Origin of the sequence: Streptococcus sp. 2021WUSS126 (assembly GCF_044427255.1) — a bacterium.
GTDB classification, from domain to species: domain Bacteria; phylum Bacillota; class Bacilli; order Lactobacillales; family Streptococcaceae; genus Streptococcus; species Streptococcus hashimotonensis.
Genome location: NZ_JAOTGI010000028.1, coordinates 17,103 through 28,483 on the forward strand (window position 1 = coordinate 17,103; position 11,381 = coordinate 28,483).

At 40.4% G+C, this 11,381-nt stretch carries 11 protein-coding genes and 1 other RNA gene; 4 read left to right on the forward strand and 8 right to left on the reverse strand.

Annotation, left to right across the window (positions count from 1 at the left end):
* Positions 1–15 precede the first annotated feature (15 nt).
* On the reverse strand, positions 16–642 hold the full coding sequence (gene gmk, locus ODU39_RS09270) for a guanylate kinase (protein ID WP_004194155.1): 627 nt from the start codon (positions 640–642) through the stop codon (positions 16–18).
* A gap of 147 nt (positions 643–789) precedes the next feature.
* Positions 790–2,403 (reverse strand): ribonuclease Y, encoded by a 1,614-nt coding sequence (locus ODU39_RS09275; RefSeq protein WP_024384085.1) that lies wholly within the window; start codon positions 2,401–2,403, stop codon positions 790–792.
* A gap of 129 nt (positions 2,404–2,532) precedes the next feature.
* Here ODU39_RS09275 and ODU39_RS09280 point away from each other — a divergent pair, with 129 nt between their 5' ends.
* The gene (locus ODU39_RS09280; RefSeq protein ID WP_105148059.1) at positions 2,533–3,015 is read left to right on the forward strand and encodes an S-ribosylhomocysteine lyase; all 483 of its coding nucleotides are present in this window, start codon (positions 2,533–2,535) and stop codon (positions 3,013–3,015) included.
* A 221-nt stretch (positions 3,016–3,236) separates the two neighbouring features.
* On the opposite strand, the gene ODU39_RS09285 is transcribed toward ODU39_RS09280, so the two are convergent.
* The 5 genes from ODU39_RS09285 to ODU39_RS09305 all read right to left on the reverse strand — a co-directional run bounded on the left by ODU39_RS09285 (position 3,237) and on the right by ODU39_RS09305 (position 7,356).
* The gene (locus ODU39_RS09285) at positions 3,237–4,679 is read right to left on the reverse strand and encodes a cell division site-positioning protein MapZ family protein (protein ID WP_398580298.1); all 1,443 of its coding nucleotides are present in this window, start codon (positions 4,677–4,679) and stop codon (positions 3,237–3,239) included.
* A 9-nt stretch (positions 4,680–4,688) separates the two neighbouring features.
* Positions 4,689–5,855 carry a class I SAM-dependent RNA methyltransferase gene (locus ODU39_RS09290; protein WP_398580297.1) on the reverse strand — a complete coding sequence of 389 codons (1,167 nt, stop codon included), beginning with the start codon at positions 5,853–5,855 and terminating at the stop codon, positions 4,689–4,691.
* A gap of 52 nt (positions 5,856–5,907) precedes the next feature.
* An RNA gene (gene rnpB / locus ODU39_RS09295) (RNase P RNA component class B) lies at positions 5,908–6,272 on the reverse strand.
* 138 nt (positions 6,273–6,410) lie between these two features.
* Positions 6,411–6,746, reverse strand: a complete 336-nt coding sequence (gpsB, locus tag ODU39_RS09300; protein ID WP_004194167.1) for a cell division regulator GpsB — start codon at positions 6,744–6,746, stop codon at positions 6,411–6,413.
* Positions 6,747–6,816: 70 nt separating this feature from the next.
* The gene (locus ODU39_RS09305) at positions 6,817–7,356 is read right to left on the reverse strand and encodes a DUF1273 domain-containing protein (RefSeq protein ID WP_044763275.1); all 540 of its coding nucleotides are present in this window, start codon (positions 7,354–7,356) and stop codon (positions 6,817–6,819) included.
* A 65-nt stretch (positions 7,357–7,421) separates the two neighbouring features.
* On the opposite strand from ODU39_RS09305, the gene recU reads away from it, so the two are divergent.
* From recU to rsmG, 3 genes are read left to right on the forward strand one after another with little or no spacing between them, the layout of a single operon-like run.
* On the forward strand, positions 7,422–8,039 hold the full coding sequence (gene recU / locus ODU39_RS09310; protein WP_004194173.1) for a Holliday junction resolvase RecU: 618 nt from the start codon (positions 7,422–7,424) through the stop codon (positions 8,037–8,039).
* Positions 8,020–10,194, forward strand: a complete 2,175-nt coding sequence (gene pbp1a / locus ODU39_RS09315) for a penicillin-binding protein PBP1A (RefSeq protein ID WP_398580296.1) — start codon at positions 8,020–8,022, stop codon at positions 10,192–10,194. The genes recU and pbp1a overlap by 20 nt, the downstream gene beginning before the upstream one ends.
* 58 nt (positions 10,195–10,252) lie before the next feature.
* Complete coding sequence (gene rsmG, locus ODU39_RS09320; protein WP_398580295.1) at positions 10,253–10,966, forward strand: 16S rRNA (guanine(527)-N(7))-methyltransferase RsmG; 714 nt, start codon at positions 10,253–10,255, stop codon at positions 10,964–10,966.
* 65 nt (positions 10,967–11,031) lie between these two features.
* Here rsmG and ODU39_RS09325 read toward each other — a convergent pair.
* Positions 11,032–11,381, reverse strand: a 350-nt coding sequence (locus ODU39_RS09325; RefSeq protein ID WP_398581438.1) for a transposase, incomplete at its 5' end; no start/stop codon positions are given.

An 11,381-nucleotide genomic window follows, 5' to 3' on the forward strand; every position in this document is an offset into this window, starting at 1 on the left:
TCTCTCTTCTTTCTTTTATCGTTCTGCTATCTGTTCACGAATCATTTCATCGTAGCGACCAATCACTCGGTCTACACGGAAATGTTCTGCTTCGATAATACGCTTGACACGCTCAGCAGCCAACGGGACTTCATCGTTCACAACTGCATAATCATACTCACGCATCAAGGCGATCTCTTCCTTGGCACGTTCGATACGTTGAGCAATAACTTCCTCACTATCCGTTCCGCGACCAATCAAGCGATCTTGCAACTCCTCCAAGTCAGGTGGTGTCAAGAAAATGAACACCCCATCTGGAACCTTTTTCTTCACTTGGAGGGCACCCTGTACTTCAATTTCTAAAAAGACATCAATTCCCTTATCAAGAGTTTCATTGACATAGGTCAGAGGTGTTCCATAGTAATTTCCAACGTACTCTGCATATTCCAACATTTGACCCTGGCGAATCAAATCTTCAAATTCCTCACGACTACGGAAGAAATAGTCAACTCCATCAACTTCTCCCGGTCTCTGTGGACGTGTCGTCATGGATACAGAATATTCAAATTTATTATCAGAGCTTTCAAAAATTTCCTTTCGAACTGTTCCTTTTCCAACACCAGATGGGCCAGAAAAGACAATGAGTAAGCCTCGCTCTTTCATGATATCTCCTTTTAAATCTTTCATTCTAGTGTAACAAAATTTAGCATGAATTTCAACTGCTTTTAAATACGATTAGAATATTTTCTATTCCCAACCCAAAACGAACTTTGAGCCAGTAGAAAAAGAGCCCTTCGGACTCTTCTACATTTACTTAGCAACATCTGTTGCTCTTGTTTCACGAATAACTGTGATTTTGATATTTCCTGGATAATCCAGATTATTTTCAATTTTCTCACGAACATCATGGGCCAAAATGGTAATCTGATCATCAGTGACCTTGTTAGGATGAACGATAATCCGAATTTCACGACCAGCCTGAATAGCATAGGATTGTTTAATCCCTTCGAAACTGTTGGCGATTTCTTCCAAGTCTTGCAGACGTTTGATGTAGGCTTCCATAGATTCACGACGCGAACCTGGACGAGCAGCGCTCAGAGCATCTGCCGCAGCCACAATAACTGCAATAGTACTTGTCGCTTCTACATCGCCATGGTGACTAGCAATCGCATTGATAACAATTGGATTCTCTTTATATTTCTTAGCCAATTCTGTACCGATTTCAACGTGGCTTCCATCCACCTCACGGTCAATAGCTTTACCAACGTCATGTAGGAAACCAGCTCGACGGGCCAAATTCACATTCTCGCCCAATTCAGCAGCAAGTACACCTGCTAATTTAGCAACTTCGATTGAGTGGCGAAGAACATTTTGTCCATAAGAGGTACGGAAATGCAAACGTCCCATGATTTTAATCAAGTCTGGATGGAGGTTTGGTGCCCCAACTTCATAGGCAGCAGCTTCCCCATACTCACGAATACGATTGTCCATTTCCACACGGTGTTTTTCAACCAATTCCTCAATACGAGCCGGATGAATACGACCATCTTGAAGCAAGGTCTCCATGGTCATACGGGCAATCTCACGGCGAATCGGATCAAAACCTGATAGAACAACCACTTCTGGTGTATCATCAATGATAACATCGATACCTGTAAGACTTTCAAAGGTACGAATATTTCGACCCTCACGTCCAATAATCCGTCCCTTCATCGCATCATCCGGTAAATGAACCGATGTAATCGTCTGCTCAGCCACATATTCACCTGATATGCGTTGCATCGCTTGGGCTAACAAGTCCTTTGCCATCTTGTCAGAACGTTCTTTTACTTCACGCTCTGCTTCCTTGATACGAGTCGCAATTTCATGCGTCAGTTTATCACGTGTATCGGTAAGGATGATTTCCTTCGCCTCTTCTTGACTGAGGGCCGCCACTCGTTCTAACTCCAAAGCTTTTTGTTCTTCGAGTTTTACAACTTCTTGTTCACGCTCATCAATGTGCTTAGCTTTATCGGTCAGACTTTGTTCCTTTTGTTCCAAAGTCTTTTCCTTGTTGGTCAAATTATCGTCTTTGCGGTCCAAGCTGGTCGCCCGCTCTGTCAAGCGTGATTCGATTTGCTTCAACTCTTGACGTTCTGACTTAAATTCTTCTGCAATTTCTTCTCGGTACTTACGAGCTTCTTCCTTAGCTTCCAAGAGTAATTCTTTTTTCAAGGTCTGGCGATCGCGCTCAGCTGTTTTTAGAATAACCTCAGCTTGCTCTTCTGCTCGACCACGAACATTACTAGCTTCTTGTTCTGCGTTTAAAAGTGTCAATTCTGCAGTTTCTTTTGCAGATTTCATCTTCAAAGAAATGGCAAAGTAACCTAATACTAAACCAATGAGAGCAGAAACAAGTGTCACTACTACTGTAATGATATCCATATTTCTACCTCTTTTTTTATAATTCGATTTTCACAAAATCTGTATCTATTTTATCATATTTGAAACGATTTCACAATTCCAAATTGTCAAATATGGTATAATAAATTCATCACTTATTTGGAGGAAACCATGAAAAAAGAAGTCACTGTCGAAAGCTTCGAGCTAGACCACACTATTGTAAAAGCACCTTACATCCGCTTAATTTCTGAAGAAGTCGGACCCAAAGGAGACATTATTACAAACTTTGATATTCGCCTTATCCAACCCAACGAAAATGCAATGGATACAGCTGGTCTACATACCATCGAGCATCTATTAGCTAAACTAATTCGCCAGCGCATCGATGGGCTAATCGACTGTTCTCCTTTCGGGTGTCGGACAGGTTTCCACATGATTATGTGGGGAAAACAAGACTCTGAAAAGATTGCTCAAGTCATCAAGTCGACTTTGGAAGAAATTGCAGAAGGTATCACTTGGGAGGATGTTCCTGGGACAACCATTGAATCATGCGGTAACTACAAAGACCACAGCCTTCATTCAGCTAAAGAATGGGCCAAACTAATCCTTTCTCAAGGAATCTCTACCGATGCCTTTGAAAGAAAACCAATCTAACAAAAAAAGCGGATAAACCGCTCCGAACGTAGACAAACTCCTAAAAATATAAAAAATTGAAGAAGTTTGTGAAAGATAGCAAGTCATTAAACTCTTAGAAACATTGATATTTCGGCGTTTCTGAGAGTTTTTTTATTTTCAACATAAAGAAAAAAAGATTGAAGAAAATTGTCCAAAATGGACTTTTTCTTCAATCCGAAGCGGATAAACCGCTTTTTTGTTTAATAATCCAAGGCATCAGAATGACCAGCACCATTGCCGACAAAGTAGCCTGTCTTACAATTTATAGAGAACAAGTAGGTCCCATCTGGTTTAAACATATTGTAGTAGCCATTGCCGTTGATAATATTGACTTTTTCCAAGATATATTGATTGCCTGTTATATACCCACGTTGTTGCGAGATAGTCACAATATTTTCAAGAATACCTGGATTGAAATTCCATGCTTCATTGTTTACATCATCAATCATTGCTTGATTATAAGGAACACGACTGCGGTCACGTTGCAAGACGACACCAGCTGGCACGGCAATACCAAAGTCGATTGTTGAGCCTGAAACCGTTGTTGAAGCGACTTCTGTTGTCGCTGGTACACCAGTAGATACAGTTTGGTTGCTTGTGACTGCAGCCTCACTTGCTACCGTAGCCGAAGCGACTTCCTGTTGTGAACGACCAAAATTCACGACCGATGCTAATAGACTGTCAACCGCACTAATCCCTGTCGTTGTCGCAGAAAGAGATTCTCCTGATTTAACCGTCGCCGTTGTATCAATTTCACCATTAACAACGACTTCTTTATCAAACTGACCATTAATGGCCTGAATGGCTGCAATGGCTTTTTCAAGATGATCATACTGTTCTTTAGCTTTGGTATAACTGTCCGAATTCTTATTCAATTTTTCCAACAGCACTTTCAGTTCTGCTAATTTACCAAATTCTGAATTTTTTAGCTTGGTCAAACTACTATCCGTAAAGAAACTATTATAGAGCTGTTCAAAAGCGGTCACATTCGTATCTGTCGAACTTGATGCTGTCGATGACGTCTGGCTTGTACTTGTTGAACTTGAAGAAGTCGCAGTATTCGATTTGTTAACCGAATTCATCCAAACCAGCGCCGTCGCCATTACACCAATCATTGAAAGCCCTACTGCTGACCAGAAGTAAAATTTCTTTTTCTGGTCCCTATCTGCGCCCTCACTATGGTCCAAGTCTTCGGCTTCATCTTCTTCCAATTCTAAACTAGAATCATCTGCCACTGAAGATAACCCCTCCATTGCTACAGTACTTGCAATCACTGTTTCTTCCAAGGTTTCCATCGGAGTTACCGAAAGTTCTTCTACAATAGGAGCAATCTCCTCACTAACTTCCGTAAGAGAAGACTCATTTGCTTCTACCTCTTCCGCGCTTTCACGTCCTTGATTTTTTTCCTCATCAGCCACCTCAACTAAAGGAAGATGATTGATTTTGGTTTCAAATTTTTGAGATTCAATTTCTGCGCGGTGTTGCTTGATATAACGATCCAAGAGACCATCATCTTCTGTCACACCCGCTTCAATCTCCTTATGTTTTTTGACTGCTTCTTCGATTGTTAAATCTTTCGCCACTTCAAAATCTAAAACTTTCTCCTCATCCAAAGGAAGATGATGACTATTTTTTTCTCCCACGATGTCCTCCTATTCTTGCACTTCTTGCACTTGACGTTTCACTCGTTGACCAAAAAATTGATAAAGATCCACTTTTAGAGTACCATTATACAGTTTGCGTTTCTTATCCGCTTGCTGTCCAAAACGGGTTTCAAACAACTCATCACTAGTTAGAATAAACTTAGACCATGTTTTGAGTGGTTCAAAAGTCTGCCCCATTTCTCGATACAGGGTAACAACGGCTTCATCATCCAACAAACGTTCTCCGTAAGGTGGATTAGAAATAATGACACCATTAATTTTATCTGTACGCAAGTCTTGCACACGCATTTGTTTGAAAACAATATCCTGCTCAACTCCTGCCGCAAATGCATTCTTCTTCGCAATTTCAATCATACGAGCATCAATATCTGATCCAGCAATATCTAATACCAAATCTGTTTTGATAGAAGCTTGCGCTTCTTTGCGTAATGCAGCCACCAATTGATCCTCAACCCACGGCCATTCCTCAAATGCAAAACTTCTCTTCAAACCTGGGGCTATATTTTTGGCCAACATAGCTGCCTCAATACAGAAAGTTCCCGATCCGCAAGTAGGGTCAATAAGCGGTTTATCTGGATACCAATTCGATAATTGCAAAATAGCAGCTGCCATATTTTCTTTGATTGGTGCGCCACCTTTTTCCACCCGATAACCACGTTTGAACAAACTAGAACCTGTCGTATCAATCATGACTGTCGCCACATCTTTCAAAATCGACACTTCAATTTTAAACTCTGCCCCCATCTCTTGCAAAGGAACCCCTTCGGGACGAGAGAAGTGTTTCTGCAGTTTCTTAACAACTGCTTTCTTAGAAATAGCCTGCACACTTGGTTCATTATGCAATTTCGATTTGACACATTTGGCCTTGGAAATAGGGAACTTGCAGCCTAGAGGCAAGTAATTTTCCCAGTCCAAGTTAAAAACTCCTTGGAACAACTCTTCAAAAGTCTTTGCTGGAAATTGTCCAACAATGATTTTAATTCTATCTGCTGAACGCAGCCAGATATTGGTCTCGATAATGGATTTTACATCTCCTTGGAATCGAACACGGCCATTTTCCACTTGACATTCATAGCCGAGATTACGAATTTCTCGACCCACAACCGCTTCCAGACCTGCTGCTGCCGTTGCAATCAACTCAAATTGTTTTTTCATTTTTTCCTCTACAATAAAAGCTAGCAGAGCTAGCTACCTATTTTATGCAATTTTCTGTAAGCCATGTTTTGTTCCGGTGGTACTAGGTTCTACCACCTTCGATAACCATCTGTCTACTGTCTAAACAGTCAGGATTTCTGTTCATTTCCATCCATCCCATGCCCCGACCAAAGTTTGGGTTGCTAGCTTGAGGGGTTTACCGCGTTCCATTTTTTACGTTTCCATAAAAACTTCGTCACTGTGGCACTTTCAGATCTACTCTGGCATATCAAAAGACTTAGCCATTTTAACCGCCGTAACGCCCAAGGGCGTCCCTAGGCTTATTGATTCGCCTAGCACAAACACTACTGGCATCTCAGCCAGTGCTAGCATGGACTTTCCTCATGGTAGAAAACTACCACGCGATTATCCAAAAATTGCACCTTAATTATCTTAGAAGTTGTATCTACAAAGCAAGCCACTTTAAATCAAGGAATATCCTTGACACAAATACAGAATATATTTGTGCACAAGAAAATAACTGCGAATAAAGTGTCAGTTTAGGTGTACAATTTTCTATTCTTGATCCTGAACGATTTGTTTTCCAAATACTTCTTTCTCCAGACGATTCAGACGGCGGAGAATATCAAAGTTTGTCGCTGAAGATGGACGTTCTGTACGCAATACGTCGTTTGATTCTTCAGTAGGAAGAGTTGTTTTGGGAGAATTTGCTGCCTGCGCTTTCAATCGAGCAATTTCGCCTTTTAATTCCTTGATAATCGCTTCATAAGCATCGTAGTCTTTCATAATATCATCAAGAAAATCGTTCACTTCGTCTTGATCATAGCCACGAAAACCAATTTTAAAATCTTGCTCGAAAATATCTTTTGTCGTAAATTTAATACTTGCCATCTCTCTCTCCCTAATCTAAAACGTCACTACTCCTATTATATTAAAAAAAATAGGGAAAAATCAAGTCAAATCACTCAGAATTTGAAAAATTTTCAGCCTCCTCATTCAATTCTTCAAAGGTAAGCGTTTTTCTATTATATCCTTCTTTCTTTAAGACCATGTGATATAAATATTTCAAATTGGTTTCATTTTCAGAATCGTAAAACAAATAACAACCTGTCGTATTATCCAGTAGAAACTGGTTATAGTCTCTAAATTGCCCTGGGTTTTCATAGCGTGGATAGGCATACTTTACAAAATCAACCTGCTTAAACCGTGCTAACTTTACTTGGTTAGCCTCATTCCACTGTTCGCCATGATTTTCAAATGGAAATATTGTTGCAATACTCAGTTGATACCCCTCGGCTCGTAAATCTTCTAAGACTTCTAAGGCCCAGTATTCAAAGCCCAATTGACCTGTCAGTATGAACCAACTAACACCCTCTTCTAAAAAACGAATAAAATTCCTACGAATTGCAGATTTAATAATGTGCAGTCGAGGATCTTTTTCTGAAAAAATTCCCAGGTCTGTATGTCTATAACCTGTTACCAAAAGGCTCTTAGTATCCATTTCTTGTACTCTTTTCGCTAATTATGGTATAATATGCTGATATTATTTTATCAAGAAGGAGTTCTATGGTCAATTATCCTCATAAGGTGTCAAAAAAAATCAATAGAACCAGTCCTATTTCATCCCAGCGAGTAAACTTTGCTAATCGCGGAATGTCTTTTGAGGCCGCTATCAACGATAGCAATCAATATTACCTTGCGCACGATATTGCTGTCATTCACAAGAAGCCAACTCCCGTACAAATTGTAAAAGTTGATTACCCCAAACGGAGCCGTGCTAAGATTGTCGAGGCATACTTTCGTCAGGCATCTACCACAGACTACTCTGGTGTTTTTAAAAGACATTATATTGATTTTGAAGCGAAAGAGACACGCCAAAAAGCATCCATGCCCATGAAAAATTTTCATGCGCATCAGATTGAACACATGAAACAGGTTGTAAAACAAGGTGGCATTTGTTTTGTCCTTCTTCACTTTTCAACATTAAAAGAAACCTATCTCTTGCCTGCCACTCATTTGATCGAATTTTATCAAGTAGACATGGGTAGTAAGTCGATGCCTCTAACCTTTATTCGACAATACGGCTTTGAGATTCAAATGGGGCGTTTCCCCAGCATCCCATATCTGGAAATCGTTGAAAAAAATCTATTAGGTGGTGAATCTTTTGAAAACTACAACAATTAAAAAAGCTCTTCTAATCACTGCAAATATTTTACTTGCGGGGGCTATCATTGCCTGCCTGGCCGGAGCTGCATTGGTTGTTTACTACATCCAAAGCGCTCCAGAATTGACAGAAGAATCTTTGACAGCAACTGTATCAAGTAAAATTTACGATAAGAACGGAAATCTTATTGCAGATTTAGGAGCAGAAAAACGTTCGAGTGCTAAGACTGAGGAAATTCCAACAGACTTGGTAAATGCGATTGTCGCAATCGAAGACCAACGCTTCTTCAATCATAGAGGGGTTGACGTGATTCGTATTGCAGGTTCCCTGATTAATAACTTGAGCGGAGGACGTTTGCAGGGGGGCTCGACACTTGACCAGCAGTTTATCAAGCTGACTTATTTCTCGACATCCGTAGAAGATCAAAATCTAAAACGGAAAATTCAAGAGGCTTGGCTGGCTACTCAATTGGAACGTCGCAATACCAAACAAGAGATTTTGACCTACTACATCAACAAGGTGTATATGTCAAATGGTAACTACGGTATGAAGACTGCTGCTCTTGCTTTTTATGGAAAAGAGTTAAAAGATTTGACTCTTCCCCAATTAGCTCTTTTAGCAGGAATGCCTCAAGCGCCAAACCAATATGATCCTTATACCAATCCAGAAGATGCAAAAACACGTCGCGATTTGGTATTGGCTGAGATGCTGGAAGAAAAGTACATTGATAATACCCAGTATGAACAAGCTGTTCTAACACCTGTAACAGATGGTTTGCAACCATTATCTAATGCAGCTGCTTATCCTGCTTATATGGACAACTATCTGAAACAAGTCGTTGAAGAAGTTGAAGCAAAAACAGGTTACAACTTGCTGACAACAGGGATGGATGTCTATACGAACGTCGATCCTGCCGCCCAGCAACAACTTTGGAATATCTACAATACAGATATGTATGTCAGCTATCCAGATGATTTATTACAGGTAGCTTCAACGGTTGTGGATGTTTCTAATGGTAAAGTCGTTGCGCAATTAGGTGGTCGTAAACAAGAAACAAACGTCTCATTTGGTACCAACCAAGCCGTTGAAACCAACCGCGACTTTGGTTCTACAATGAAGCCAATCACAGACTATGCTCCTGCTTTTGAAAACGGCATTTATACATCTACAGCAGATTTAATCTTAGACGGTCCTTATAATTACCCTGGCACAACAACTCCTGTCAATAACTGGGATAAACAATACTATGGTAATATCTCTGTTAAGACTGCTATTCAGTATTCTCGAAATGTTACAGCCGTTAAAGCATTGGAAGCTACGGGCTTAGAAAATGCCTTGAAATTTTTGAATAGCGTTGGTATCAATTATCCAGATATTCATTACTCTAATGCTATTTCAAGTAATACATCCGATACTAGCAGTAAGTATGGAGCAAGTAGTGAAAAAATGGCTGCTGCCTACGCTGCTTTTGCCAATGGTGGTACTTACTACGCTCCACAGTATGTCAATAAAATTGTCTTTAGTGATGGAACAGTAACAGAATATGCTCCTAAAGGGACCAAAGTCATGTCTGCCGAAACAGCCTACATGATGACCGATATGATGAAGGCTGTTATGTCTTACGGTTATGGATTAAACGCTTCTGTTAGTGGAGTTCCTATGGCCGGTAAAACAGGTACATCAAACTATACCGATAGCGAAACGGATACTATTCTAGCTTCAATTCCAGAAGCAAATTATAGCTACATGGTCGTTCCTGATGAAAACTTCGTTGGATATTCTAGTCAGTACGCAATGGCTGTTTGGACCGGATATACCAATCGTATGACTCCTATCCTTGATAACAGCATGCGAATTGCGACGGATGTCTACCACAATATGATGCTCTTTATGCATTCGGACTATACAGCTACCGATTGGGAGATGCCAAGCGGACTCGTACGTTACGGTTCCAACTACTATCTCAGAGGTAGTCGCTCACTCTCCAATGCTTATAATACTTACACTAGCTCTAGTACAAGTTCTTCTAGTTCGACTGAAACTAGTGAAACAACCGAAGCGACGACAACATCAAGCGAAACAGCATCTGGAACTGCAACCGAGACTGCAACTTCTTCAGCTGAAACTGCAACAACAGGAAACAATCCCGCAACGGGACAGACAGATGGTCAATAAGAAAATTCCCAGACTCTTCTGGGTTTTTCTTTTGCTTAAATTATGATAAGATAAGATTATGAAACCTGAAGTATTTTATAAAACCTTGGTAGACCAAGGTATTCAATTAACTGACCAACAAAAACACCAATTTCATCGCTATTTCCAACTATTGGTGGAATGGAATGAGAAAATCAATCTGACAGCTATTACCGAAGAAAGCGAAGTTTATCTGAAGCATTTCTACGATTCTATCGCTCCAATCCTGCAAGACCATATTCAGAACGAACCTCTTCGGCTTTTAGATATTGGAGCTGGAGCTGGATTTCCTAGCCTACCTATGAAGATTATCTTTCCGCAACTAGATGTTACAATCATTGATTCTCTTAATAAACGAATTAACTTTTTACATTTGCTTGCCGAAGAACTAGAGCTCGAAGGTGTTCATTTCTATCACGGTCGTGCAGAAGACTTTGCACAAGATAAGAACTTCCGTGCACAATTTGACCTTGTCACAGCACGCGCAGTTGCCCGCATGCAGATTCTTTCTGAATTGACTATTCCTTATTTGAAGCTCAACGGAAAATTAATCGCACTCAAGGCGTCCAGCGCAGAAGATGAATTGACCCAGGCAAAAAACGCACTCAATCTCCTCTTCGCAAAAGTCATCGAAAACCACGACTATATTCTTCCAAATGGCGACCCTCGAACATTGACCATCGTCGAAAAGAAAAAGGAAACTCCAAATAAGTTTCCACGCAAAGCTGGTATGCCAAATAAAAGACCCCTTTAAACATAAGAAAAGCGAGTTTCACTATGAACTGCTCCCTGTCAAGTGGACAATGAAATAATAAAAGATTAGGCGACGGCCTTGTTCCTCATTTCAAGAGGGGCAAGGCCGTTGTTGCGTTCTTGAAATCGTTGATGATTATAAAAATAGATGTAGGCATCAATATCTGAAACTAGCTCCTCAAAAGTCTTATACTTCTTCAAATCATAGCACTCCGTCTTAAAGTGCCCAAAGAAGCTCTCAATTGGTGCGTTGTCAATACACTTACCAACACGAGACATAGAGCGTGTCATCTGATACTGAGTCGTTAAACGGTAATAATCTTTCGAAGTATATTGTGAACCTCGGTCGCTGTGAATCAATGGTGTCGCCTCAGGATTAGCTGTTCGGGCTTTACGAAGTGTTTCGAATACCAATT